At 71.1% G+C, this 25,701-nt stretch carries 22 protein-coding genes, 1 tRNA gene and 2 pseudogenes; 12 read left to right on the forward strand and 13 right to left on the reverse strand.

Features of this window, described 5'->3' with window-relative positions:
* The 6 genes from AADR41_RS31960 to AADR41_RS31985 all read left to right on the forward strand — a co-directional run.
* A partial coding sequence (locus tag AADR41_RS31960; RefSeq protein ID WP_342285140.1) for an outer membrane protein assembly factor BamB family protein occupies nt 1-1,722 on the forward strand: 1,722 nt, incomplete at its 5' end.
* 292 nt (nt 1,723-2,014) lie between these two features.
* Nucleotides 2,015-2,722, forward strand: a complete 708-nt coding sequence (locus tag AADR41_RS31965) for a helix-turn-helix transcriptional regulator (RefSeq protein WP_342285142.1) — start codon at nt 2,015-2,017, stop codon at nt 2,720-2,722.
* Nucleotides 2,723-3,004: 282 nt separating this feature from the next.
* On the forward strand, nt 3,005-4,048 hold the full coding sequence (galT, locus tag AADR41_RS31970; protein ID WP_342285144.1) for a galactose-1-phosphate uridylyltransferase: 1,044 nt from the start codon (nt 3,005-3,007) through the stop codon (nt 4,046-4,048).
* Nucleotides 4,045-5,025, forward strand: coding sequence for a UDP-glucose 4-epimerase GalE (galE, locus tag AADR41_RS31975; RefSeq protein ID WP_342285146.1), 981 nt, complete (start codon nt 4,045-4,047; stop codon nt 5,023-5,025). The genes galT and galE overlap by 4 nt, the downstream gene beginning before the upstream one ends.
* A complete protein-coding gene (galK, locus tag AADR41_RS31980) occupies nt 5,022-6,209 on the forward strand; it encodes a galactokinase (RefSeq protein WP_342285148.1) in 1,188 nt (395 codons plus the stop codon). Before galE ends, galK begins: the two co-directional genes overlap by 4 nt.
* A gap of 332 nt (nt 6,210-6,541) precedes the next feature.
* Complete coding sequence (locus AADR41_RS31985; protein ID WP_342285150.1) at nt 6,542-7,348, forward strand: response regulator transcription factor; 807 nt, start codon at nt 6,542-6,544, stop codon at nt 7,346-7,348.
* Here AADR41_RS31985 and AADR41_RS31990 read toward each other — a convergent pair.
* On the reverse strand, nt 7,307-7,804 hold the full coding sequence (locus tag AADR41_RS31990) for a MarR family winged helix-turn-helix transcriptional regulator (RefSeq protein ID WP_072487439.1): 498 nt from the start codon (nt 7,802-7,804) through the stop codon (nt 7,307-7,309). The genes AADR41_RS31985 and AADR41_RS31990 overlap by 42 nt on opposite strands.
* An 88-nt stretch (nt 7,805-7,892) precedes the next feature.
* Here AADR41_RS31990 and AADR41_RS31995 point away from each other — a divergent pair, with 88 nt between their 5' ends.
* Together AADR41_RS31995 and AADR41_RS32000 are read left to right on the forward strand one after the other, a co-directional pair.
* The gene (locus AADR41_RS31995; protein WP_342285151.1) at nt 7,893-8,693 is read left to right on the forward strand and encodes a trans-aconitate 2-methyltransferase; all 801 of its coding nucleotides are present in this window, start codon (nt 7,893-7,895) and stop codon (nt 8,691-8,693) included.
* Nucleotides 8,690-9,055: a VOC family protein gene (locus AADR41_RS32000; protein WP_342285152.1), complete on the forward strand. Its 366-nt coding sequence runs from the start codon at nt 8,690-8,692 to the stop codon at nt 9,053-9,055. Before AADR41_RS31995 ends, AADR41_RS32000 begins: the two co-directional genes overlap by 4 nt.
* A gap of 9 nt (nt 9,056-9,064) precedes the next feature.
* Here AADR41_RS32000 and AADR41_RS32005 read toward each other — a convergent pair whose 3' ends face one another.
* From AADR41_RS32005 to AADR41_RS32015, 3 genes are all read right to left on the reverse strand, one after another.
* The gene (locus AADR41_RS32005; RefSeq protein ID WP_342285169.1) at nt 9,065-9,667 is read right to left on the reverse strand and encodes a Uma2 family endonuclease; all 603 of its coding nucleotides are present in this window, start codon (nt 9,665-9,667) and stop codon (nt 9,065-9,067) included.
* A gap of 92 nt (nt 9,668-9,759) precedes the next feature.
* Entirely contained in the window at nt 9,760-10,449 is a 690-nt protein-coding gene (locus tag AADR41_RS32010) for a TetR/AcrR family transcriptional regulator (protein ID WP_342285153.1), read from the reverse strand.
* Nucleotides 10,446-11,447 carry an acyl-CoA desaturase gene (locus AADR41_RS32015; protein ID WP_342285155.1) on the reverse strand — a complete coding sequence of 334 codons (1,002 nt, stop codon included), beginning with the start codon at nt 11,445-11,447 and terminating at the stop codon, nt 10,446-10,448. Before AADR41_RS32015 ends, AADR41_RS32010 begins: the two co-directional genes overlap by 4 nt.
* A gap of 324 nt (nt 11,448-11,771) precedes the next feature.
* Between AADR41_RS32015 and ppc the strand changes: the two genes are divergently transcribed.
* Nucleotides 11,772-14,501: a phosphoenolpyruvate carboxylase gene (gene ppc, locus AADR41_RS32020; protein ID WP_342285157.1), complete on the forward strand. Its 2,730-nt coding sequence runs from the start codon at nt 11,772-11,774 to the stop codon at nt 14,499-14,501.
* Nucleotides 14,502-14,528: 27 nt separating this feature from the next.
* Here ppc and AADR41_RS32025 read toward each other — a convergent pair whose 3' ends face one another.
* The 7 genes and pseudogenes from AADR41_RS32025 to AADR41_RS32055 all read right to left on the reverse strand — a co-directional run.
* A complete protein-coding gene (locus AADR41_RS32025; RefSeq protein WP_342285159.1) occupies nt 14,529-14,999 on the reverse strand; it encodes a hypothetical protein in 471 nt (156 codons plus the stop codon).
* A 110-nt stretch (nt 15,000-15,109) separates the two neighbouring features.
* The gene (pth, locus tag AADR41_RS32030) at nt 15,110-15,703 is read right to left on the reverse strand and encodes an aminoacyl-tRNA hydrolase (protein ID WP_259933959.1); all 594 of its coding nucleotides are present in this window, start codon (nt 15,701-15,703) and stop codon (nt 15,110-15,112) included.
* 116 nt (nt 15,704-15,819) lie between these two features.
* Nucleotides 15,820-16,404, reverse strand: coding sequence for a 50S ribosomal protein L25/general stress protein Ctc (locus tag AADR41_RS32035; RefSeq protein ID WP_342285160.1), 585 nt, complete (start codon nt 16,402-16,404; stop codon nt 15,820-15,822).
* Nucleotides 16,405-16,622: 218 nt separating this feature from the next.
* A complete protein-coding gene (locus AADR41_RS32040; protein ID WP_266915380.1) occupies nt 16,623-17,597 on the reverse strand; it encodes a ribose-phosphate diphosphokinase in 975 nt (324 codons plus the stop codon).
* 120 nt (nt 17,598-17,717) lie between these two features.
* Nucleotides 17,718-19,166 (reverse strand): bifunctional UDP-N-acetylglucosamine diphosphorylase/glucosamine-1-phosphate N-acetyltransferase GlmU, encoded by a 1,449-nt coding sequence (gene glmU, locus AADR41_RS32045; protein ID WP_342285161.1) that lies wholly within the window; start codon nt 19,164-19,166, stop codon nt 17,718-17,720.
* A 107-nt stretch (nt 19,167-19,273) separates the two neighbouring features.
* Nucleotides 19,274-19,344: transfer RNA gene (locus AADR41_RS32050), tRNA-Gln, on the reverse strand.
* 17 nt (nt 19,345-19,361) lie between these two features.
* A pseudogene (locus tag AADR41_RS32055) lies at nt 19,362-20,228 on the reverse strand (hypothetical protein); the annotation flags it as partial.
* 155 nt (nt 20,229-20,383) lie between these two features.
* Here AADR41_RS32055 and AADR41_RS32060 point away from each other — a divergent pair.
* A complete protein-coding gene (locus AADR41_RS32060; RefSeq protein WP_342285162.1) occupies nt 20,384-21,700 on the forward strand; it encodes a sensor histidine kinase in 1,317 nt (438 codons plus the stop codon).
* A 218-nt stretch (nt 21,701-21,918) separates the two neighbouring features.
* Here AADR41_RS32060 and AADR41_RS32065 read toward each other — a convergent pair whose 3' ends face one another.
* Both AADR41_RS32065 and AADR41_RS32070 read right to left on the reverse strand, forming a co-directional pair.
* Complete coding sequence (locus tag AADR41_RS32065) at nt 21,919-22,452, reverse strand: SUKH-3 domain-containing protein (RefSeq protein ID WP_342285164.1); 534 nt, start codon at nt 22,450-22,452, stop codon at nt 21,919-21,921.
* Nucleotides 22,453-22,462: 10 nt separating this feature from the next.
* Entirely contained in the window at nt 22,463-22,987 is a 525-nt protein-coding gene (locus tag AADR41_RS32070; RefSeq protein WP_342285166.1) for a YwqJ-related putative deaminase, read from the reverse strand.
* A 317-nt stretch (nt 22,988-23,304) separates the two neighbouring features.
* Between AADR41_RS32070 and AADR41_RS32075 the strand changes: the two genes are divergently transcribed.
* Together AADR41_RS32075 and AADR41_RS32080 are read left to right on the forward strand one after the other, a co-directional pair.
* The gene (locus tag AADR41_RS32075) at nt 23,305-24,282 is read left to right on the forward strand and encodes an SMI1/KNR4 family protein (RefSeq protein ID WP_342285168.1); all 978 of its coding nucleotides are present in this window, start codon (nt 23,305-23,307) and stop codon (nt 24,280-24,282) included.
* 5 nt (nt 24,283-24,287) lie between these two features.
* A pseudogene (locus tag AADR41_RS32080) lies at nt 24,288-25,701 on the forward strand (SUKH-4 family immunity protein); the annotation flags it as partial.

Raw genomic sequence — 25,701 nt, forward strand, 5'->3', positions numbered from 1 at the left:
GCCGTAGCCGGCGCCCCGCAGCAGCCGGGCCCCGGCTACGGCTACCCGCAGGCCCAGCCGCCGCAGCCCGGCTACGGCTACCCGCAGGGCCAGCCCACGCAGTCCGGATACGGATACCCGCAGGCGCCGGTGCCCGGACAGCCGCAGCAGGGCTACGGATTCCCCCAGGGCATGCCGCCCGGCCAGCCGCCGCAGCAGGGGTACGGCTACCCGACCACCCCGATGCAGCAGCCGCAGCCGCCCCAGCAGGACGGGAACGGCGGCAAGAAGTTCAGCACCCAGATGCAGATCATCGTCGCCGCCTCGGTGGCCGTGGTGCTGATCGTGGCCGGCGGCATCTGGTACTCCTCCGGCGGTGACGACGGGAAGAAGGAGGAGGCGTCCCGGTCCGGTGGCACCACCACCGAGGGCAAGGGCGGCCAGGGCGGCGGCAACGCCGTCGACGGCGCCGGCAAGGAGAAGGTGCCCGCGGACCCCAAGTCCAAGGTCGCCTTCCAGCTGCCGCTGCCCAAGGTCACCGATGTCACCAAGGTCGACGGCTCCTGGCTGACCGACAAGGCGTACGTGAAGACCGGCCTGAACGAGATCGTCGCCTACGACCAGGTCAAGGGCACCAAGCTCTGGTCGATCCCGCTGGCGGGCCAGGTCTGCGCCGCGTCCCGGCACATGTCCAAGGACTTCAAGACCGCGATCGCCTTCCAGCAGAGCAAGCCGACCAAGGCGACCAAGTACCCGCCGTGCAACCAGGTCGGCGCGCTCGACCTCGCCACCGGCAAGCTGATGTGGAGCAAGTCGGTGACCGCCGCGACCAGCGGTGACGCGGAGGTCAGGTTCGACGAGGTCACGCTCAGCGGCACCACGGTCGCCGCGGGCGGAACCGAGGGCGGCGCCGCCTTCGACCTCAACACCGGCGCCGAGCGCTGGAAGCCCAAGGCCACCACCGACGGCTGCTACGACAAGGGGTACGGCGGCGGCGAAGCGCTCGCGGTGGTCCGCAAGTGCGGTTCTTACGACGACCCGCAGCTCGTCATCCAGGCGCTGAACCCCACCACCGGGGCTCCGATCTCCTCGTTCAAGATGCCGCCCGGTGTCGACTACGCGAGCATCGTCTCCACCAAGCCCCTGGTCGTCGCTGCCGACGTCGGCGACACCGCCGGTGACGGCAGTGGCATCTCGGACTTCTTCTCGATCGACGCCTCCACCGGCAAGCTGCTCACCCGGATCGCGGCGGACGCCGAGAAGTACGCCGCGCGCTGCGCCTCCACCGAGGTCGAGAGCTGCAGCCAGCTGGCCGTCGGCAACAACCGCATCTACGTGCCGACCGAGGACCACGAGGGCACCGGCGAGTACGGCGACACCAACGAGATCGTCTCCTTCGACCTCACCACCGGCAAGCCGACCAGCGACAGGGCCGACGCGGGCGACCGCTACACGATGTTCCCGATCCGCATGGACGGCGGCAACATCATCGCCTACCGGGTGCCCCCGTACGACAAGGGCGGCCAGGTCGTCTCCATCGACGGCGCCACGTTCAAGCAGACGGTGCTGATGGAGAACCCGAGCGACAAGTCGATCCGGGACGCGGAGACCAGCTTCACGCCGGACTACTCCGAGTTCCGCTACAGCGACGGGCACCTGTACCTGTCCAGCACGATGGTCAGCAAGCCGAGCGGTTCGCTGGACGCGAGCCGGCGACTGGTGGTCAGCTTCGGCAGGCCGTAACAGCAGGCCGCACGCAGGCGGGGGTGGTGTCCGGGCAACGGGCACCACCCCCGCGCACGTTCGGGGCCGGGCCCACCGGGGCCCTGTGGAAGTGATCCGTAACGGTCGGCGGGCCGATCACAACGGCGACCAGTCGGACATGACGCACCATCAACCGGTCCCGAACACACGCCGATCCGGCGTTCCGGCTCCTTTTGGCCGGTAAGACGCCCGTGGCGTCGAACAAGCGTGTAGCTTGCCGGGTCAGGAAGGCCGGGGGGCCCGGTGTGCCGGTGCAACGGGGGTGTGCTCGATGGGCGTGCGGCTCATGGTGGTCGATGATCACAGACTGCTCGCCGAGGCACTCGCCTCGGCGCTGAAACTGCGGGGCCACCGGGTCCTGGCGGCCGCCGCACCGACGTCGGGGGCGGCGGAGCTGGTGGTCAGCAGGGCCCCGGACGTCTGCCTGTTCGGCACCGCGGCCCCGGCCGAGCCCGGCGCCTTCGACCCGATCGTACGGATCCGGCGCGAGCGCCCGCAGGTGGCCGTCGTGGTGCTCGGACCGGTGCCCAGCCCGCGCGGGATCGCGGCGGCCTTCGCGGCGGGGGCCGCGGGGTACGTCCGCCACGACGAGCGCATGGAGGGCGTCGAGCGGGCGATGGTCAAGGCGCGGGCCGGAGAGGCGGCGGTGGCGCCGCAGCTCCTTTGGGGCGCCTTCGCCGAACTCCTCAATCCCGCCGCCGCGCCGGACGACGAGGGGCAGCGGCTGCTGCAGGTACTCACCCCGCGCGAGATCGAGGTCCTGGTGCGGGTCGCCGAGGGCGAGGACACCCGGCTGATCGCGGCCGGGATGCGGATCGCGCCCAGCACCGCGCGCACGCATGTGCAGCGGGTGCTGATGAAGCTGGGCGTCGGCTCCCGGCTGGAGGCCGCGGCGCTCGCGGCCCGCACGGGGCTGCTGGACCGCGCGGCACCGACCGACCCGCCGGGGCTGCCTGGGCTGCCGGGACAGGCGGGATAGCCGGGGCTGTCAGGGCTACCGGGGCTCCAGGGGCTGCCGGGACAGGCAGGTCAGTTGGGACGGGCGGGCCGGTCGGGGCCGCCGGGTCAGCCAGGTCAGCCGGGACAGGCGGGACAGACGGGACAGGCGGGGCGGCAGCCGAAGCGCTGAGCCGTGGCTCGTTCCCGCAGACATGACGAACACCATGCACCGGGGCCGTGCCAGGCCGCCGGGCGTGGACCACTCATTGACGTCGTTGTTGACTTGTGGTTCATTGTGTTTGTTTATGTTTGGAGGAGCCTGGTGAAGAAGACGGTTACGACGCTCGCCGACGGCCGGGAGCTGCTCTACTACGACAGTCGCGACGACATCGTCCGCGACGCCGTCGACCGGCGCCCCCTGGACCCGGTCTCGACCTCGTCCGAGATCCGTCGCGATCCGTTCCTCGGCGACAGCGTCGCCATCGCCTCGCACCGCCAGGGCCGCATCTACCACCCGCCGGCCGACGAGTGCCCGCTCTGCCCCTCGCGGGACGGCCGGCAGAGCGAGATTCCCGAGGCCGACTACGACGTCGCCGTCTTCGAGAACCGCTTCCCCTCGCTGGCCGGCGACTCCGGCCGCTGCGAGGTCGTCTGCTTCACCTCCGACCACGACGCGTCGTTCGCCGACCTCACCGACGAGCAGGCCGCCCTGGTCCTCTCGGCCTGGACCGACCGCACCACCGAGCTGGCCGAACTCCCGCAGGTCAAGCAGGTGTTCTGCTTCGAGAACCGGGGCGCCGAGATCGGCGTCACGCTCGGCCACCCGCACGGGCAGATCTACGCGTACCCCTTCGTCACCCCGCGCACCGAGCTGATGTTCCGTTCGATGGCCGCCCACCGCGCCGAGACCGGCGGCAATCTCTTCGACGACGTGGTGGCCCGCGAGGAGAAGGACGGCTCTCGGATCGTCATCGACGCCGAGCACTGGGTCGCCTTCGTCCCGTACGCCGCCCACTGGCCGTACGAGGTCCATCTGCACCCGCGCCGCCGCGTCCCCGACCTGCGGGAGCTCGACGAGGCCGCACGCACGGAGTTCCCACAGGTTTATCTGGAACTCTTGAGGCGATTCGACCGGATCTTCGGCCCCGGAGAGCCGCCGACCCCGTACATCTCGGCCTGGCACCAGGCCCCGTTCGGGATCCCCGGACGGGAGGACTTCGGCCTCCATCTGGAGCTTTTCACCATCCGACGTACCTCCGGCAAGCTGAAGTTCCTCGCGGGTTCCGAATCCGGCATGAACGTGTTCATCAACGATGTGCCGCCGGAGGCCGCGGCCCAGCGACTGCGAGAGGTAGCGAGCGAGTGAGCAAGCCCCAGAAGAAGTACCTGGTCACAGGCGGCGCGGGATACGTCGGCAGCGTGGTCGCCCAGCACCTGCTGGAGGCCGGGCACGCGGTCACCGTTCTCGACGACCTGTCGACCGGGTTCCGGGAGGGCGTCCCGGCCGGGGCCGAGTTCATCGAGGGCCGCATCCAGGACGCCGCGAAGTGGCTGGACGCCTCCTACGACGGCGTGCTGCACTTCGCCGCGTGCTCCCAGGTCGGCGAGTCCGTCGCGGACCCGGAGAAGTACTGGGTGAACAACGTCGGCGGCTCCCTCGCGCTGATCGCCGCTATGCGCGACGCCGGGGTGCGCACCCTGGTCTTCTCCTCCACCGCCGCCACCTACGGCGAACCGGCCACCACCCCCATCACCGAGTCCGACGCGACCGCGCCCACCAACCCCTACGGCGCCACCAAGCTCGCCGTCGACCACATGATCACCGGCGAGGCGGCCGCGCACCAACTGGCCGCGGTCTCGCTGCGCTACTTCAACGTGGCCGGGGCGTACGGCAGTTGCGGGGAACGGCACGACCCCGAGTCGCACCTCGTCCCGCTGGTCCTCCAGGTCGCGCTCGGCCGCCGCGAGTCGATCTCCGTGTACGGCGACGACTACCCGACCCCCGACGGCACCTGCGTCCGCGACTACATCCACGTCGCCGACCTCGCCGAGGCCCACCTGCTGGCGCTGGACGCCGCCACCGCGGGCGAGCACCTGATCTGCAACCTGGGCAACGGCAACGGCTTCTCGGTGCGCGAGGTCATCGAGACCGTCCGCAAGGTCACCGGCCACCCCGTCCCGGAGACCGCGGCCCCCCGCCGCGCCGGTGACCCCGCCGTGCTGGTCGCCTCGGCCGCCACCGCCAGGGAGCGGCTCGGCTGGACGCCGTCCCGCGCCGACCTGACCGGAATCGTCACCGACGCCTGGACGTTCGCCCGCCGAGAGGAGCCCACCGCCCCATGACCGAGAACACCGGGACGACCGCCGCCCGCACCGAGCTGACCGCCTCCTTCACCGAGCTGTACGGACACGCGCCCGAAGGGATCTGGGCGGCCCCCGGCCGGGTCAACCTGATCGGCGAGTACACCGACTTCAACGACGGCTTCGTGATGCCGCTCGCGCTGCCGCACACCGCGCTCGCCGCCGTCGCCCGCCGCACCGACGGCGAACTGCGGCTGCACTCCACCGACGTACCCGGCGGCGTCGTCCAGCTCCGGCTCGACGACCTGGCCCCGCACCAGGGGCACGGCTGGGCGGCGTACCCCGCCGGAGTCGTCTGGGCGCTGCGCGAGGCCGGCCACCCGGTCACCGGGGCGGACATCCAGCTCACCTCCACCGTCCCCACCGGCGCGGGCCTGTCCTCCTCCGCCGCGCTGGAGGTCGTCACCGCGCTCGCCCTGAACGACCTGTTCGGATTCGGGCTCTGCGCGAAGGAGCTGGCGGTCCTCGGCCAGCGCGCCGAGAACGACTTCGTGGGCGTGCCCTGCGGGGTCATGGACCAGATGGCCTCCGCCTGCTGCACCGAGGGCAACGCGCTGCACCTCGACACCCGCGATCTCACCCTGCGCCAGATCCCCTTCGACCTGGCCGCCCACGGACTGCGGCTGCTCGTGGTCGACACCCAGGTCAAGCACGCGCTCGGCGACGGCGCCTATGCCGAACGGCGGGCCGGCTGCGAGGCGGGCGCGGCGGCACTCGGCGTACGGACGCTGCGCGAGGTGCCGTACGACGGCCTCGGCGCGGCCCTGGACACCCTGGCCGGGGCCGGGGTCGACGAGTCCGTGGTGCGCTACGTACGCCATGTGGTCAGCGACAACCAGCGGGTCGAGCAGGTCATCGCGCTGCTCGACGCGGGCGACGTGCGGGCCGCGGGCCCGGTCCTGAACGCCGGGCACGTCTCGCTCCGCGACGATCTGCGGGTCTCCTGCCCGGAGCTGGACCTGGTGGTGTCGGCGGCGAACGGGGCCGGGGCGCTCGGCGCGCGGATGACCGGTGGCGGCTTCGGCGGCTCGGCGATCGTGCTGGTGGCGGAGGAACAGGCGGACACGGTCGCCAAGTCGGTGCTGGAGGCGTTCGCCGCGGCCGGCCACACCGCCCCGCGGATCTTCCCGGCCGTCCCCTCGGCGGGCGCCCGCCGCCTCGTCTGAACACCGCTGCCGGCCCGGCCGGGCCGGCAGCCCTTCGTCCGCTTCCGGCACAGGACGAAACACGTGCCACATCCAGGAGACGGCCGGAGCCGGTCAGTTCTGCGAATCGGCTTCCGCCACGGCCCGTCGGCCGTACCCTGATGCACAGCACCGGTGGGGGCCGGTGCTGATTCAGGGGTACGAGACAGTCGGGTGCGGCGCCCGGGGCGGGCGGTGGCCGGGACACGGCGGCGGCCGTGGAACCATGGTCCATCTCCCCGGTCCGGGGGCCGTACCCGTACTGGTTCGGTCCCTTTCGGCGGGCCGGGGGTGGCCCCAGGAGCAGACGCGGCATGGGGGTGCCTGTGGTTCGTATCCGGGTTCTCGTGGTGGACGACCACCGAATTTTCGCCGAGTCGCTCGCAGCGGCGCTCGCGGCCGAGCCGGACGTCGATGTGGCGGCGGCGGGCAGTGGCCCCGCCGCCCTGCGATGCCTTGAGCGGGCCGCCGCCGAGGGGCGCGGCTACGACGTGATGCTGGTCGACGCCGAGCTGGGCATCCTGGGCACGGCGGGTGGCCGGCGGGCACCCGTGCCCGTCCCCGCCGACGGGGAGAGCGCCCCGGTGGACGGCATCTCCCTGGTGGCCGGGGTCCGTTCGGGCCGGCCGTCCGTACGCACGGTGGTGCTGGCCGAGAAGGACGACCCGGTCCGGGCCGCGCTGGCGCTCCAGGCCGGGGCGTCGGGCTGGGTCGCCAAGGACTGCTCGCTGCAACGGCTGCTCACCGTCGTCCGGGGCGTGCTGCGGGACGAGACGCATCTGCCTCCGGCGCTGCTCACCGGCGTACTGCGGGAGCTGACGGCGGCGCGCAAGCACCGCACCGAGAGCGAGCAGCTGGTCGAGTCGCTGACTCCGCGCGAACGCGAGGTGCTGCGCTGCATGGTGGCGGGCCTGGGCCGCAAGGCGGTGGCCGAGCGGCTCTTCCTCTCCCCGCACACGGTCCGTACCCATATGCAGAACGTGCTGGGGAAGCTGGGCGTGCACTCCACCCTGGCCGCGGTCGCGCTGGCCCGGCGCGCGGGAGTCGGACCGGCCGAACCGGGTCCGGCGAGCCCGGCGCTAACCGGGGATGTTGTCGAACGGGGCGGTCAACTGGCGTAGCAGTCCTGCCAGTTCGCCCCGCTGCTGGGTGGAGAGCTCGCTCAGGATGGCGCGCTCCTGGGCCAGCAGCCCGGCCAGCGACTGATCGGCCTTGTCGCGCCCCTCGGCGGTGAGCCGGACGAGCACGCCGCGGCGGTCGCTGGGGTCGGGGAGGCGCTCGACGAGGTTCTTCTTGGTCAGGCGGTCGATGCGGTTGGTCATCGTGCCGGAGGTGACCAGCGTCTGGGTGAGGAGCTGGCCGGGGGAGAGCTGGTAGGGAGCGCCCGCGCGACGCAGGGACGTCAGTACGTCGAACTCCCAGGGCTCCAGATTGTGCTCGGAGAAGGCGATCCGGCGGGCCCGGTCCAGATGGCGGGCCAGGCGGGAGACGCGGCTGAGCACCTCGAGTGGTTCCACGTCGAGGTCGGGGCGCTCGCGGCGCCATGCAGCGACCAGTCGGTCGACCTCGTCCTCCATGTGGATCAGTGTAGATGGTCCCTCGACATGAAGTCTCTTGAATTCAAGTGTCTTGACATCAAGATATTTCCGGCGTGATCCTGGACCCATGAACGCACCCACCTGGGACCCCCAGCAGTACCTGCGCCACGCGGACCACCGCACCCGCCCCTTCCTCGACCTCCTCGCCCGCATCCCCGGCCTCCCGGCCACCCCCGCACCCCGCATCGCCGACCTCGGCTGCGGCGCCGGCAACGTCACCGCCCTGCTCGCCGACCGCTGGCCCGAAGCCCGCATCACCGGCTACGACAACTCCCCGCAGATGCTCGAACGGGCCCGCGCCCACGCCGGCCCCCACCTCGACTTCGCCGAGGCCGACGCCACCACCTGGACCCCCGCCGAACCCCACGACCTGATCGTCTCCAACGCCCTGCTCCAGTGGGTCCACGGCCACGCCGACCGCTTCCCCGCCTGGCTGGACGCGATCACCCCCGGCGGCACCTTCGCCTTCCAGGTCCCCGGCAACTTCGACCAGCCCAGCCACGTCCTGATGCGTGAACTCGCCGCGTCCCCGCGCTGGCGCGACCGCCTGGCCGGCGAACTGCGCCACGCCGACGCGGTGCTCACTCCCACCGCCTACCTCGACGCGCTGACCGCCCCCGGCGTCACCGCGGACGTCTGGGAGACCACGTACCTGCACCTCCTGCCCGGCCAGGACCCGGTCCTCGACTGGGTGAAGGGCACCGGCCTGCGCCCCGTCCTGACCGCGCTGGCCGACGACCCCGAGGCCCGCGAGGCGTTCCTGACCGAATACCGCGACCTGCTGCGCACCGCCTACCCCCGGGGCCCGCACGGCACCGTCTTCCCGTTCCGCCGCATCTTCGCCGTCGCCCGCAAGGAGAAGCGGTGATCGCCGCCCTCGACCACGTACAGCTCGCCGCCCCGGCAGGCTCCGAGGACGCCCTGCGCGCCTACTACGCCGACACCCTCGGCATGACGGAGATCCCCAAGCCCCCGGCCCTCGCGGCCCGCGGCGGCTGCTGGTTCCAGGCGGGCCCGGTCCAGCTCCACCTCGGCATCGAGCAGGACTTCCGCCCGGCGAAGAAGGCCCACCCCGGCCTGCGCGTCACGGACATCGAGGCGTACGCGGCCCGGCTGGAGGCGGACGGCGCACCGGTCAGATGGGACGACGACCTGCCAGGACACCGGCGCTTCTTCAGCCACGACCCGGTGGGGAACCGGCTGGAGTTCCTGGAACGGACGGACGGCTGACCGCCACCGTCACAACTCGTCCAGCGCCTCGCGGGTGATGTCGATGTCGATCGGGAACGGCACACCCGTCTTGAGCCGGTCGTGGTGGATCCCCGTCAGCGCGTACGCCTTGGACACCGGATCCAGCTCGTACACCCGCACCACCGGGTGGTTGTCGGTGCCGGCCATGTCGACCAGCCAGAAGTTCGGGATACCGGCCGAGGCGTACTTCCCCGGCTTGGTGTCACGGTCGCGGGCCTCGGAATCGGGCGAGACGACTTCCACGGCGAGTAGGACGTCGGCGGCCTGGAAGCGGGTCTGGCCGGGTCCGGTGACCGCGTCGGAGCGGACGACGGAGACGTCGGGCTCGGGCACGTTGCGACGGTCGAGGACGACCGACATCTCCCGACGGACCTTCATCGCGGGTGGCGCACAGCTGCGCAGCCCGATCACCAGCAGATCGATCATCGTGCTGTGGAAATTTCGCTGTGGACTCACGAAAACCAGGCTCCCGTCGAGCAACTCCGTGTGCGGCGGGAGATCGGGCAAGGTGAACAGATCGTCCACCGTGTATCCGTCCTGGGGCGGCACCGGCCAGCGGGAGCTGTGCGCGGTGAACGGCTCGGCGGTCATGATTCCTCCCATGGACGGGATTCTTGGCCCTATGGACCACAGTAGGGGCCGCTTCCCCGAGGCGTCATCACAACGGGTGACCAACCCCTCGTTCAGCTCTTGCGGTGCCCTATCAGCCTCGGCTTGGCCTCCAGGTTCTCCAGGCCGTGCCACGCCAGGTTCACCAGGTGGGCGGCGACCTCCGACTTCTTCGGCTTGCGGGCGTTCACCCACCACTGGCCCGTCAGGGCGACCATGCCGACCAGTGCCTGCGCGTACAGCGGGGCCAGCTTCGGGTCGAAGCCGCGGGCCTTGAACTCCAGGCCCAGGATGTCCTCCACCTGGGTGGCGATGTCGCTGATCAGGGAAGCGAAGGTGCCGGTCGACTGGGCCACGGGGGAGTCACGGACCAGGATGCGGAAACCGTCCGTGTACGTCTCGATGTAGTCGAGCAGGGCGAACGCCGCCTGCTCCAGGAGCTCGCGGGGATGGCCCGCGGTCAGCGCGCTGGTGACCATGTCCAGGAGCTGGCGCATCTCGCGGTCGACCACGACGGCGTACAGGCCCTCCTTGCCGCCGAAGTGCTCGTACACCACCGGCTTGGAAACACCGGCACGCGAGGCGATCTCCTCGACCGAGGTGCCCTCGAAGCCCTTGTCGGCGAAGAGCGTACGACCGATGTCCAGCAACTGCTCGCGGCGCTCCTTGCCGGTCATCCGCACCCGGCGGGCCCGCCGGGGGGAGGAGGAAGGACGGTTTTTCTCGCTGCTGGTACTGGAGTCGGTCGCCACGTCGTCAATCATGCCGCGTCGGCACGCTCGCGGTCGCGCCGGGCGTCGATACGGCGGGACTCGATCCGTGCGGAGTCCGGCCAGCGCACGTCGTACGCCCAGCCCAGCATCTCGAACCAGCGGATCAACCGGGCACTCGAATCGATCTGACCGCGCATCACGCCGTGCCGGGCACTCGTCGGATCCGCGTGGTGCAGGTTGTGCCACGACTCGCCGCAGGACAGCACCGCCAGCCACCACACATTGCCCGACCGGTCACGCGACTTGAACGGGCGCTTGCCGACCGCGTGACAGATCGAGTTGATCGACCAGGTGACGTGGTGCAGCAGGGCCACCCGGACCAGCGAACCCCAGAAGAAGGCCGTCGCCGCCCCCCACCACGACATCGTCACCAGACCGCCGACCAGCGGCGGCAGCGCCAGCGAAACGATCGTGAGGGTGAGGAAGTGACGGGAGACGGCGCGCAGTGCCGGGTCCTTGATGAGATCGGGGGCGTACTTCTGCTGCGGAGTCTGCTCCTCGTCGAACATCCACCCGATGTGCGCCCACCACAGGCCCTTCATGAGCGCCGGCAGGCTCTCGCCGAAGCGCCACGGCGAATGCGGGTCGCCCTCCGCGTCGGAGAAACGGTGATGCTTGCGGTGGTCGGCCACCCACCGCACCAGCGGACCCTCCACGGCCAGCGAACCGGCCACGGCCAGGGCGATGCGGAGCGGGCGCTTCGCCTTGAAGGAGCCATGCGTGAAATAGCGGTGGAAGCCGATCGTGATGCCGTGGCAGCCGATGAAGTACATCGCCACGAGCAGGCCAAGATCGAGCCAGCTCACACCGCGGCCCCACGCCAGCGGCACCGCCGCGACCAGCGCCACGAACGGCACCACGATGAACAGCAGAAGGGCGATCTGCTCGATCGACCGCTTGTTGTCCCCGCCGAGCGTGGCGGAGGGAAGAACGCGGCCGTCGGCCGACGACGGCTGGGCATCGTCGATCACAGCGGGGCTGGTGTTCATGGGGGGTCCCCTGGGGAGGAGGGATACGACGGACAGCTCTGGCTACGCACCCGTAACCTACGGCAACGTAAGTATGGCAGCGGAAGAGCGCATCGCACGAGAGCACGACGGACCGCCCATCGAGCGGAAACCCGATCGGGCCGAGAGCGGCGCCCACGGCGTGGACACCTATCCTGGTGGGGTCGGACAGCGCGGTCCGCACTCTGCTTTCCCGGGGTGGCGTCAGCACCGCTGCCTGTCGTGGCCCCGGAGACCCTCGGGGCAGCTGCCTTCAGCGGCCCCGGGAGAACCCCCGTGCTCAACCACTGCAAGGAGCCGCACACTGTGAGCAGTGCCGACCAGACCCCTGCCGCCAGCCCCGAGCTGCGCGCCGACATCCGCCGCCTCGGCGACCTTCTCGGCGAGACCCTCGTACGCCAGGAGGGTCAGGAACTCCTCGACCTCGTCGAGCGCGTCCGCGCCCTGACCCGCACCGACGGAGAGGCCGCGGCCCAGCTCCTCGGTGACACGGACCTGGAGACCGCCGCACAGCTCGTGCGCGCCTTCTCCACCTACTTCCACCTCGCCAACGTCACCGAGCAGGTCCACCGCGCCCACGAGATGCGCGACCGCCGCGCCGCCGAGGGCGGACTCCTCGCCCGGACGGCCGACCGGCTCAAGGACGCCGACCCCGACCACCTGCGCGAGACCGTCAAGAACCTCAACGTACGACCCGTCTTCACCGCACACCCCACCGAGGCCGCCCGGCGCTCCGTCCTCAACAAGCTCCGCCGCATCGCCGCACTCCTGGAGACCCCCGTCGTCGACGCCGACCGGCGCCGCCAGGACCTCCGCCTCGCCGAGAACATCGACCTCATCTGGCAGACCGACGAACTGCGCGTCGTCCGCCCCGAGCCGGCCGACGAGGCCCGCAACGCCATCTACTACCTCGACGAACTGCACGCCAACGCGGTCGGCGACGTACTGGAGGACCTCGCCGCCGAACTCGGACGCGTCGGCGTCCAACTGCCCGCGGGCACCCGACCCCTCACCTTCGGCACCTGGATCGGCGGCGACCGCGACGGCAACCCCAACGTGACGCCCGCCGTCACCTGGGAAGTACTGATCCTCCAGCACGAGCACGGCATCACCGACGCCCTCGAACTCATCGACAACCTGCGCGGACTGCTCTCCAACTCCATCCGCTACACCGGTGCCACCGACGAACTGCTGACCTCCCTCGAAGCCGACCTGGAACGCCTCCCCGAGATCAGCCCGCGCTACAAGCGGCTGAACGCCGAGGAGCCCTACCGGCTCAAGGCCACCTGCATCCGGCAGAAGCTCGTCAACACCCGCGAGCGCCTCGCCTCCGGCACCCCCCACCGCCCCGGCTGCGACTACCTCGGCACCGCCGAACTCATCGCCGACCTCGCGCTCATCCAGACCTCACTGCGCGAGCACCGCGGCGGACTCTTCGCCGACGGCCGGATGGACCGCACCATCCGCACGCTCTCCGCCTTCGGCCTCCAGCTCGCCACCATGGACGTCCGCGAACACGCCGACGCCCACCACCACGCGCTGGGCCAGCTCTTCGACCGGCTCGGCGAGGAATCCTGGCGCTACGCCGACATGCCCCGCGACTACCGGCAGAAGCTCCTCGCCAAGGAACTCCGCTCCCGCCGCCCGCTCGCCCCCACCCCGGCCCCGCTCGACGCCGCCGGCGAGAAGACCCTCGGCGTCTTCCACACCGTCAAGGAAGCCTTCGAGCGCTTCGGCCCCGAAGTCATCGAGTCCTACATCATCTCGATGTGCCAGGGCGCCGACGACGTCTTCGCCGCCGCCGTCCTCGCCCGCGAAGCCGGACTCATCGACCTGCACGGCGGCTGGGCCAAGATCGGCATCGTGCCGCTCCTGGAAACCACCGACGAACTGCGCGCCGCCGACGTCATCCTCGACGAGATGCTCGCCGACCCCTCCTACCGCCGCCTCGTCTCCCTGCGCGGCGACGTCCAGGAGGTCATGCTCGGCTACTCCGACTCCTCCAAGTTCGGCGGCATCACCACCTCCCAGTGGGAGATCCACCGCGCCCAGCGCCGACTGCGCGACGTCGCCCACCGCTACGGCGTACGACTGCGCCTCTTCCACGGCCGCGGCGGCACCGTCGGCCGCGGCGGCGGCCCCTCGCACGACGCGATCCTCGCCCAGCCCTGGGGCACCCTGGAGGGCGAGATCAAGGTGACCGAACAGGGGGAGGTCATCTCCGACAAGTACCTCATCCCCGCCCTCGCCCGCGAGAACCTGGAACTGACCGTCGCGGCCACCCTCCAGGCCTCCGCGCTGCACACCGCACCCCGCCAGTCCGACGAGGCCCTGGCCCGCTGGGACGCCGCGATGGACACCGTCTCCGACGCCGCGCACGCCGCATACCGCAAGCTCGTCGAGGACCCGGACCTGCCGACGTACTTCCTCGCCTCCACACCCGTGGACCAGCTCGCCGACCTGCACCTGGGCTCGCGGCCCTCCCGCCGCCCCGGCTCGGGCGTCTCGCTCGACGGACTGCGCGCCATCCCGTGGGTCTTCGGCTGGACCCAGTCCCGCCAGATCGTCCCCGGCTGGTACGGCGTCGGCTCCGGGCTCAAGGCACTGCGCGAGGCCGGCCTCGACACCGTCCTGGACGAAATGCACGAACACTGGCACTTCTTCCGGAACTTCATCTCCAACGTCGAGATGACCCTCGCCAAGACCGACCTGCGCATCGCCCGCCACTACGTCGACACGCTCGTCCCCGACGAACTGAAGCACGTCTTCGACAACATCGAGGCCGAGCACGCGCTCACCGTGTCCGAAGTCCTCAAGGTCACCGGCTCCACCGAACTGCTCGGCACCAGCCCCGTGCTCCAGCAGACCTTCGCCATCCGTGACGCCTACCTCGACCCGATCTCCTACCTCCAGGTCTCGCTGCTGGCCCGCCAGCGCGAAGCCGCGGCACGCGGCGAGGAAGCCGACCCGCTGCTCGCCAGGGCCCTGCTGCTCACCGTGAACGGTGTCGCCGCGGGCCTGCGCAACACCGGCTGACCCACCGGAACGCGGGCGCGGCCCCGCTCACAGCGCGACGAACGTCGCCACGAGCAGGGCCGCACCCGCGATCCCGGTACCCCAACCGGTCCGCGACAGCCGCAGACCACCACCGATCACCAGCCCCGCCAGCACCAGCGCACCACCCAGCGGCACCCAGGCATGCAGAAACCCCGGCGTCCCGGTCCGCACCACATCGTCCGTACCCGGCTTGACCACCACGGGGAACCGGTCACCCCGCCGCGCCGCGACGGACTTGTCGATCGTCACCCTGCTCCGTGCCGCGGCCTGCCCCGACGGTGCGAACGGACCCGTGCAGACATCGGCACCGCAACCGGTCACGGTCATCGTGCCGTGCTCACGGCCCTTGGCCAGAACGATGTGGTGGGCCTCGTCCCAGGACGACAGCACACCCGCCACCAGCAGCAACAGGACGACACAGCCCATGGCGGCGTTGCGGACGTAGACCAGGGCGCGGTGGGAGGAGCTCCGCTTCATGGGGAGCGATCCTTGGGCAGACCGGCACCACCGGTCAACTCGTGGCCGAAAATCGCCGGGGTACCGGCAGGAATGTCAGAGATGTACGCGCCACCCCGAGCCGGGCGGCGCTAAGAGTTGTACGCGCTCTGCGCGCGCTCCAGACCCTCCGCGAGCAGACACTCCACCGAGTCCGCCGCCCGGTCCACCAGATACCCGAGCTCCTTGCGCTCGGCGGACGAGAAGTCCTTCAGCACGAAATCCGCGACCTGCATCCGCCCCGGCGGCCGCCCGATCCCGAACCGGACCCGGTGATAGTCCGCCCCCATCGCCTTGGTCATCGACTTCAGCCCGTTGTGCCCGTTGTCGCCGCCGCCCAGCTTCAGCCGCAGCGCCCCGTAGTCGATGTCCAGCTCGTCATGGATGGCCACGATGTGGTCCGTCGGAACCTTGTAGAAGTCGCGCAGCGCCGTCACCGGACCGCCCGAGAGATTCATGTACGACATCGGCCTGGCCAGGATCACCCGCCGGTTCGCCGGCCCGGGAGGACCCATCCGGCCCTCCACCACCTGGGCCTGCGCCTTCTGCGCCCGCTTGAACTTCCCGCCGATCCGCTCGGCCAGGAGATCGGCCACCATGAAGCCGACGTTGTGCCGGTTCGCCGCGTACTCGGGGCCGGGGTTGCCGAGGCCCACGATGAGCCAGGGGTCGGTGGCGTCGGACATCTCTCTCGGTCTCCTCGTGTACGGATGGTTCCGGACGACCCGGATACAGGGAAACGGGACGGCGGGTCCTCGTACAAGGAACCGCCGCCCCGTCAGTCAAGCAGTGCGGGCGAGGCTCAGGCCTCGGCGCCCTCGGCCTCGTCACCGGCGGTCGGCTCCTCGGCCTGCGCGGCGACGACCTGGAGCACCACGGCGTCCTCGTCACCGGCGAGCACGGAGCCCTTGGGCAGCGGGATGTCCTTGGCGAGAACGGACGCACCGGCGTCCAGGCCCGCGACGGAGACCGTGACGGACTCGGGGATGTGGGTGGCCTCGGCCTCGACGAGCAGGGTGTTCTGCACGTACTCCAGCAGGTTGCCGCCCGGGGCCAGGTCGCCCTCGACGTGCACGGCGATCTCGACGTTGACCTTCTCGCCGCGCTTGACGGTCAGCAGGTCGACGTGCTCGATGTTGCCCTTGAGCGGGTTGCGCTGCACAGCCTTCGGGATGACAAGGGCGTCCTTGCCGTCGATCTCCAGGCCGATCAGGACGTTGGCGGTCTTGAGCGCCATCATCAGCTCGTGACCCGGCAGGGTGACGTGGACCGGCTCGGCACCGTGACCGTAGACGACGGCGGGGACCAGGTTGGCGCGGCGGGTGCGACGGGCGGCGCCCTTGCCGAACTCGGTACGGACCTGGGCGGCGAGCTTGACCTCAGCCATGACTGCACTCCTCGTAAGGTGACGAAACTTGGACGGTCACCCGGCCCACGACAGGCCTGCTACGAAGAGCGCGTCGATAACGGACCGCCGTACATACGAGTACGGCCTCCCTCGCCGAGCAACTCGCTGAGTCTACCCGGCGGGGAGGCCGCCCCCAAAGTGGATCTTCGGAAGCGCTGTTCCCGCCGCTCCCGCTGGTCCGGTTGCTCCTGCTGGTCCTACTGCTCCTCGAAGAGGCTCGTGACCGAGCCGTCCTCGAAGACCTCACGCACCGCGCGCGCGATCGTCGGCGCGATCGAGAGCACCGTGATCTTGTCCAGCTCCAGCTCGCCCGGGGTCGGCAGGGTGTCCGTGAAGACGAACTCGCTGACCTTGGAGTTCTTCAGCCGGTCCGCGGCCGGACCCGAGAGCACACCGTGTGTCGCCGTCACTATGACGTCCTCGGCACCGTGCGCGAACAGCGCGTCGGCGGCGGCGCAGATCGTGCCACCGGTGTCGATCATGTCGTCGACCAGGACGCAGACCCGGCCCTTTACATTGCCGACGACCTCGTGGACGGTCACCTGGTTGGCGACGTCCTTGTCACGGCGCTTGTGCACGATCGCCAGCGGGGCGTCCAGACGGTCGCACCAGCGGTCGGCGACGCGAACACGGCCGGCGTCCGGCGAGACGATCGTCAGCTTCGTGCGGTCGACCTTCGCACCGACGTAGTCGGCCAGGATCGGCAGCGCGAAGAGGTGGTCGACCGGGCCGTCGAAGAAGCCCTGGATCTGGTCCGTGTGCAGGTCGACGGTGAGGATGCGGTCGGCACCCGCCGTCTTCATCAGGTCCGCGACCAGACGGGCCGAGATCGGCTCGCGGCCGCGGTGCTTCTTGTCCTGGCGGGCGTAGCCGTAGAACGGCACGATCACCGTGATCGAACGGGCCGACGCGCGCTTCAGCGCGTCCAGCATGATGAGCTGCTCCATGATCCACTTGTTGATCGGAGCGGTGTGGCTCTGGATCAGGAAGCAGTCGGCGCCGCGGGCCGACTCCTGGAAGCGGACGTAGATCTCACCGTTGGCGAAATCGAAGGCCCTCGTCGGCACGAGGCCGACACCCAGCTGGTGCGCAACCTCCTCGGCCAGCTCGGGGTGGGCGCGGCCGGAGAAGAGCATCAGTTTCTTCTCGCCGGTCGTCTTGATCCCGGTCACAGCACAGTCTCCTCAGACGTGTCACTGGCGCTGCACGCATGTGTCCCAATGCGCAACGAGCCAGCCGAAATGGGGTGAGCATCTATCACGGTACGCCGTGCACGGCATACCTGTTTCCGGTCAGCTTTCGCTGTCGCGCTCCGATGCGGCGGCCTGAGCCGCCTGCGCGGCGCCGCTCCCCGGACGCTTGCGGGCCACCCAACCCTCGATATTCCTTTGCTGGCCGCGGGCGACGGCCAGCGAACCGGGCGGTACGTCCTTGGTGATGACCGAGCCGGCCGCGGTGTACGCGCCGTCCCCGACCGTGACAGGCGCCACAAACATATTGTCCGACCCGGTACGGCAGTGGGAGCCGATCGTGGTGTGGTGCTTGGCCACGCCGTCGTAGTTCACGAAGACGCTGGCGGCACCGATGTTGGTGTGGTCACCGATCGTCGCGTCGCCGACGTAGCTCAGGTGCGGCACCTTGGTGCCCTCGCCGATCGTGGCGTTCTTCATCTCCACGTACGTACCGGCCTTGGCCTTCGCGCCGAGCCTGGTGCCGGGCCGCAGATACGCGTACGGACCGACCGTCGCGCCCTCGCCGACCTCGGCCCGGTCCGCGACCGTGTTGTGCACGCGGGCGGCCGGGTGGACGACGGTGTCGGTGAGCCGGGAGTTGGGGCCCACCTCGGCGTCCTCGCCGATGTGCGTGGCGCCGAGGAGCTGGGTGCCCGGGTGCACGATCGCGTCGCGCTCGTACGTGACGGTGGCGTCGATCAGCGTGGACGCCGGGTCCACGACGGTCACGCCGGCCAGCATGGCGCGCTCCAGCAGCCGCTGGTTCAGCAGCCGTCGGGCCTCGGCGAGCTGGACCCGGTTGTTGATGCCGAGGATCTCGCGGTGGTCCCCGGCGATCGAGGCGCCGACCCGGTGCCCGGCCTCGCGCAGGATGGAGAGGACGTCGGTGAGGTACTCCTCGCCCTGGCTGTTGTCGGTGCGGAGCTTGCCGAGGGCGTCGGAGAGCAGCCGGCCGTCGAAGGCGAAGACCCCGGAGTTGATCTCCCGGATCGCGCGCTGGGCGTCGGTGGCGTCCTTGTGCTCGACGATCGCGGTGACCGCGCCGTCGGCCGGGTCGCGGACGATGCGGCCGTAGCCGGTGGAGTCCGGCACCTCGGCGGTGAGCACGGTGACGGCGTTGGAGTCGGCCGTGTGGGTGGCGGCGAGCGCGGTGAGCGTCTCGCCGGAGAGCAGCGGGGTGTCGCCGCAGACGACGATCACGGTGCCGTCGACGGTGCCGCCGAGCTCGTCGAGCCCGACGCGCACGGCGTTGCCGGTGCCCTTCTGCTCGGCTTGGTGGGCGGTGCGCAGCCGGTCGTCGACGGCGGTGAGATGTGCGGTGACCTGCTCGCTCCCGTGGCCGACGACCACGACGAGGTGCTCGGGGTCCAGCTCGCGGGAGGCGGTGACGACATGTCCGACGAGCGACCGCCCGGAGATCTCGTGCAGAACCTTGGGGGTCTTCGACTTCATGCGGGTGCCCTCACCCGCTGCGAGGACGACGACGGCTGCCGGGCGGTTGGCGCTCACGGGTATGTCCTTCGGCTTCGGGTGGGGGACATCCGAAGGATACCGGGGGGCTGGTGAGCGGACATGGGTGAGGGCCCCGGCCTTGGAGGCCGGGGCCCGTCATGAAGCTCCCGGGGAAGGAATCGAACCCTCATTCAATGGACCAAAACCATTTGTCCTGCCATTAGACGACCCGGGATGGATTGTCTGCCATGGCCGATTTCGTTGATCGACCATCGAGGCAGCCCCTACTATGCCGTACCACCAGCCCTCGATGCGACGGTACAGGTCGGCACTTTTCAGAACTCGTACCACCAGACAGCCCTGGTAACCCTCCCCGACGTTCCTCCGGTTGGTCCTCGGGGAGTGGCTCTTGAGCGTCGTCTTGCCGAACGCGGACGTATCGGCGCCCGTCAGGCCGGTCCAGAACCGCTCCGCCGACGCGACGTCGGCCGTCTCGTGGATGTGCACGTGGAAGCGGAGCCGATCGTCGCCCACTCCCAGCAGGCGGAGCCAGGCGAGGAAGACCTTGATCATGTCCGGGTCGCTGTTGATGAACGAAACCCGCTCCTGCGTGCGGTGCGGCTTGGACTTGGAGCCCTCTGCCCAGTAGAGGCCCACGCCGAGCAGGAACAACTCGTTCGCGCTCATGGCGTCGATCTCGCTCCGTGTCCGCCTCTTTGTCTCCCGGCGCTCCTCGTCGCGCCGCCGAAGTGTGATCTCCCAGCCGCGCCGCGCGATGGCGGATGCCTCCTCCCGTGTCCGCTTCCTTTCCGGCTTCGGCAGATCCCGCACCCACAGCGAGATCGAACTCTTCGAGCACCCCAGTTCCACCTGGATCTGGTCGTAGGTCATGCCCTGGAGCCGTAACTCCCGGGCCTTCGCGCGAAGGCCGTCCTTGGCGTTCGGGCGTTTCGTCCACTCCGGGGCCGGTTCGCCCTCCAGGAGGCGGTTCAGGATGTCGTTGTTGTCCACGGGCAACCGGTCGCGGATCTGCCGGCGGCTGAGGCCCTCCCGGCGCAGGGCGATGGCCTGATCGCGCAGGTCTTCGAAGTTGGCGTACTTGCTCGTGATTTCCGTCATACGACGAGCGTCGTCCGGAATGCGGACGTCCGGTGCGAAAGTCTGCTCGATTCACCATTTCAAGCGATAAATGGTTGTTCTACCTCTGTTCGGCGGACGCACGTGCTGTCCAGGTCGCCCGAAATTGAGGTGCGGCCGCCCGTAGGCTGGACGGCATGACCGCAACGGGGGCAGACCGGGAAGCGGCGGGACCGACCACCCGCGGCTACTGGTGGTGGGAACGGCGGCGCAGTGTCGCCCTGGATGTGGGGCTCGCGCTCCTGTCGGCGCTGGAATGCGCACTGGAGGGGGTGGAGTTCGCCGGGGACACCGGGCTGCCGGTGCCGGCGGGGGTGTTGTTCGGGCTGATCGCGGGGGCCGTGCTGGTGGTGCGGCGGCGGTGGCCGATCGCCGTGGTGCTGGTCGCGATCGCGACGACGCCCGCCGAGATGGGCTTCCTCATGGGCCTGGTCGGCCTCTACACGCTGGCCGCCTCCGACGTGCCGCGGAGAATCACCGCGGTGCTGACGGGGATGTCCTTCATGGGGACGTTCATCGTCACCTATGTACGGCTGCGGCAGAGCGTCGACGAGCAGGCCGATTTCGGGCCCGCCGGCTGGTACGTACCGCTGCTCTCCCTCTTCATGTCGCTCGGGCTGACCGCGCCGCCGGTGCTGTTCGGCCTCTACATAGGGGCCCGGCGGCGGCTGATGGAGAGCCTGCGGGAGCGGGCGGACTCGCTGGAGCGGGAACTGTCGCTGCTCGCCGACCGGGCCGAGGAGCGGGCGGAGTGGGCGCGTACGGAGGAGCGCCACCGGATCGCCCGCGAGATGCACGACGTGGTCGCCCACCGGGTCAGCCTGATGGTGGTGCACGCCGCCGCGCTCCAGGCCGTCGCGCCGAAGGACCCGGCGAAGGCGGTGCGGAACGCGGCGCTGGTCGGTGACATGGGCCGGCAGGCGTTGACGGAGTTGCGGGAGATGCTCGGGGTGCTGCGGGCGGGGGAGTCGGTGACGGCCCCGGTGGCCTCGGTGCCGCTCGCCTCGGTCGGTCAGGCCGCGGCCGCCGCGGCTGCGGCCGCCGCCAGGGAGGACGGGCCCCGGCTGCACGAGGTGGAGACCTTGGTGGGGGAGTCCAGGGCGGCGGGGATGACGGTGGAGCTGTCGGTGGACGGTGAGGCCCGCGGGTATCCGCCCGAGGTCGAGCAGACCGCGTACCGGGTGGTGCAGGAGGCCCTGACGAACGTGCACAAGCACGCGGCGGGCGCGAAGACCTGGGTACGGCTGGCGCACCGCGACGCGGAGGTCGCGATGCAGGTGGAGAACGGTCCCTCGGACGCGGCCACGGCGGACGCCGGGCTGCCGAGCGGGGGCAACGGCCTGGTCGGGATGCGGGAGCGGGTGCTGGGGCTCGGCGGTGTCTTCGTCTCGGGTCCGACGGACGCGGGCGGTTTCCGGGTGTCGGCGGTACTGCCGTCCCGAGGGGCTGCCTGAGCCGACCGCCCGAGCCGGCCGCCCGAGCCGGCCGCCCGAGCCAGTGGTCCGGGGCGGGGCGGCCGGGGCGGCCGGGGCGGCCCAGGATCTGCGGGCCGCACGAGCCGAGGTGCGGGGCGAGGCGGTCCCGGGCGAAGTGGTCCGGACTTCGGATCTGCGGACTTCGGATCTGCGGGGCCGGTCCGGGGCGAGGTGGTCCGGGCTCCGGATCTGCGGGGTCAGTCCAAGACGAGGCGGTCGGGCTGGATGCCTGCGAGCAGCGTGGCCAGTGCCTGGTCGATGTCCGGGCCGAGGTACCAGTCGCCGGTGTGGTCGATGCTGTAGACACGGCCCTCGGTGTCGATCGCCAGGACCGCCTGTCCGTCCCCTTCCTCGCCCAGCGGGCTGACCTCGGTCTCCAGGGCCCGGCCGAGGTCGCCGAGGGTGCGGGCGAGGTGGAGGCCGCTCAGCGGGTCGATGCGGACCGGGGCCGGTGCGATCTGGCGGCCCGGTGCGGACGCGGTGATGTGGAGTCCGCCGAATTCGGCCCACGCCTCCACCGCCGCGGGGAAGACCGCGTGCTGGTGGCCGGCGGGCGAGGCGTGCGAGCGCAGTGTGTCGGCCCACTCCTCGGCCTGCCGGATGTCCCAGCGGCCGGGCTGCCAGCCCGCGGCGCGCAGCGCGGCGTCGACGGAGACGGGGAAGCGGGTGGTGGAGTTGCGGTCGCGGTCCGCCGGGCCCGTCTGTTCGGGTACGTCTTTTCGGTCGTGCATCGGCGTGCGATCAGCCCTTCTCGGCGGTGGTCGCCGCCCCGGTGGTCGTGAGGTCGACGGGACGTACGCCGAAGTGGGCGAGCATCGCCGTGCAGGAGCGGCACGGTGGCGCGTAGCTGCCGTGCATGGGGTCGCCGTCCTCACGGATGCGCCGTGCGGTGAGCCGCGAGTGCTTCAGGGCGCGCCGGGCTTCGCCGTTGGTCAGCGGCTTGCGCTGGGCGCGCTTGGAGCGGTTCGATTCCGCGGCGGTGAGTTGCCGGGAGAGCAGTATCGCCTCTGGGCAGCGGCCGGTGAAGCGTTCCCGCCGGCTGCTGGGGAGGGTGTCGAGGAAGTCCTGGACGAGCGGGTGCAGTACGGGGGGCTGGTCGCCCTTGCCCGCGGTGCAGGTCAGTGTCTCGCCGCGGACGGACAGCGCCGCCGCGACCGCGGGCAGGATGCCGTCGCGCCGGTGTTGCAGGCGCGGTGCGCGGCCGGTCTCGGTGCTGCTCCAGCTGAGGCGTGGATCCCCGGATGTGACTGATTGTGCGGTGTGCATGGTGCTTTCCCTCCCGTGCCGGCAGCGGTAGCTGCGCGATGTGCACGCCCCCGAGTTGCGGTGACAGCCTGCCAAATGTCCCGGCTGGTGGGGAAGCTGGGGCAGTGAAACGTGTGTCCGTGTCGTCCGTTCGTGGTGGGAGCGTCGCTCGTCAGTCACGCCGTTGTGACGGTTCGTGACGGATGCGGAGGGGGAGGCGTAGGACAGGTCACATGGGCGAGACCAGCCCTTGCACCACCGCATAGGCTGTGCCCGGACCGGGCCTGCCCAGTGCTGGGCCGGTCCTCACCAGCCAGACGCAGCAGGGGGCAACCGCCATGACGACAGGTCGGCTCGGTCAGCAAGCCGCGCCACCGAACGCGGCCTACGCCGGGCAGCTCGTGCATTTCCCGGACCCGGTCCGGGCGTCCCGCCACCCGGGCGGCGTGCGCATGGACGGGAACGGCAGCCCGGACTTCTCGCCGTACGCGCGTGCCGCCGCCGAGATCGCCGAGCCGCCGCAGGGTTTCGGGGTCGACGAGCTGCGGCTCACCGACTACGTCTCGGCCAATGCGGCGCTGGCGGCGAGCGGTCACGAGCTGTGGGACACGATCCCGGCGGTCGCGACTCCGCACGGCTGGACGTGGCACCACGTGCCCGGCGGCCGGCGCATGGAGCTGGTCCCGGTCGAGGTGAAGGCGCTGCTGAGGCATCACGGCGGCCTGGCCGCGACGGCGGTCGACCACAACAAGCGGGGCACCCGCCCGTTGCAGGAGACCCGGCCCGCGCACTTCCGGCTGCCGAAGGGGGCCGTGGCGGTGAGCGAGTCGCAGGTCCTGGGGGTCGAGGAGGATCTCGGCTACCGGCTGCCGGGTGCCTACCGTTCGTTCCTCAAGGCGGCGGGCGGTTCGGCGCCGGTCGGTGCGGCGCTGGACGCGGAGCTGGGGCTGCTGGTCGACCAGCCGTTCTTCACGGTGCGCGAGCAGGCCGCGGTGAACGACCTGGTGTACGTCAACAAGTGCTTGCGCGACCACCTCACCAAGGATTTCCTGGGCGTCGGTTTCGTCCAGGGCGGGATCGTCGCGGTGAAGGTGAAGGGCAACGGCGTCGGTTCGGTCTGGTTCTGCCCGTACGACGACGCCCGGGACCAGGACGGCTGGAACGTGCAGGAGCGGGTGGACCGGCTGCTGCTGCCGTGCGGCAGTGACTTCGACGCCTTCCTGCAGCGTCTGGCGGGCAATCCGCCGGAGCTGGAGACCGTGGCGAACCTGATGGTGGACGGCGGCTTCGCGCGGGCCGTCCCGGTGGAGGGGTGAGCGCGATGGTGACCTTTGCACAGGCGCAGGAACGCGCGGACGAGTGGATCAACGGCGATGTGCCCGCGTACCAGCACCGTGAGGTGCGGGTGCGGGAGTTCGAGCTGGGCTTCGTGGTGTGGGGCGAGGACCGTGCCGAGGGCCCGGTCTCGGACGGTGGCCGGCAGCGGCTGGTGATCGCCAGGGACAGCGGTGAGGCCACGCTGTGGCCGGGGCTGCCGGTGGGCGAGGTGATCCGGCGGTACGAGGAGGAGTACGGCGTCGGCGCGGCTGCCGCGGCTGCTCCGGAGCCGCCGCAGCGCATCGATCTCAATCAGACGTCGTTCCTGTTGAGCCCCCCGGAGTGGCTCCAGGAAGCGGCCGACAAGCTGGGCATCCCGGACCGTCGCGAGGGCCAGGACCAGGGGCAAGGGCAGGGCCAGGGCTCGCCGGCTCCCGCCGCCCCGGCGTCCCCGGCCCCGCCGGCCCCGCCGGCTCCGTCCGTCACTTCGCCGCCCGCCGTCCCGGCCGCCCCGGTCGGTCAGGCGCCGCCGGGTTCGTACGACGGTCGGGTCGCGTACGAGCCCACCGCCAACGACGGTGTCCCGGCTGCCGTGCCGAACGTGCCCGCCGGGTCCACCCCGTGGGCGGGTACGGACACGAACGCGGACACCGACGACGGGGCGGTGCCGTTGCCGGCCACGGTGTTCGCGCCGCCTCTCTCGGGTGCCGACGACGACGGCACTCCGCCGCCGGTCGTGCCGGCCGATGCGCCGACGGCCCTGATGTCGGGCGGCAGCCAGTTGCCGCGGACGGCGATCGTGCCGGGTCTCGGCCCGCAGGGCGGCGTTCCCGGTGTTCCGTCGGGTGCTCCGGGTGCTCCGGGCGCGGGTGGTGCCGGTGACATCGCTGACGCGGCCACCAGCAAGGCCGTCGTGCCGCCGCGTGGTCCGCGTGGTGGAGGTCCGTCGACCCCGCCGCCGCCCGGTGCTCCGGGAACGCCGGGTGCCAGGCCGGGCGCGCCCGTGCCGCCGCCCTCGGGACCGGGTGCGCCCGGCGCCCCGGCGGGCGGGTACCTGCCGACGCAGCTCGCTCCTCAGACGGGCCCGCCCGGGCCGCCCGGTGCTCCTGGTGCGCCGCAGCCGCCCGGTCCTCCGGGTGCGCCCGGTGCTCCGGTGCCGCCTCCGCCGCCCGGTTCGACGCCGCCGCCCGGTGGTGGGGTGCATCATGCCGCGACGATGCTGGCCGACCCGAGCATGGGCGGCATGGGCCCGCTCCAGCCGCCCGCGCCTCCCGGCCCGCCCGGTGCTCCTGGTGCTCCTGGTGCGCCGCAGCCGCCCGGTCCTCCGGGTGCGCCCGGTGCTCCGGTGCCGCCTCCGCCGCCCGGTTCGACGCCGCCGCCCGGTGGTGGGGTGCATCATGCCGCGACGATGCTGGCCG

Source organism: Streptomyces sp. CLV115, from assembly GCF_038448545.1.
In the GTDB taxonomy this organism is placed as follows: domain Bacteria; phylum Actinomycetota; class Actinomycetes; order Streptomycetales; family Streptomycetaceae; genus Streptomyces; species Streptomyces sanglieri.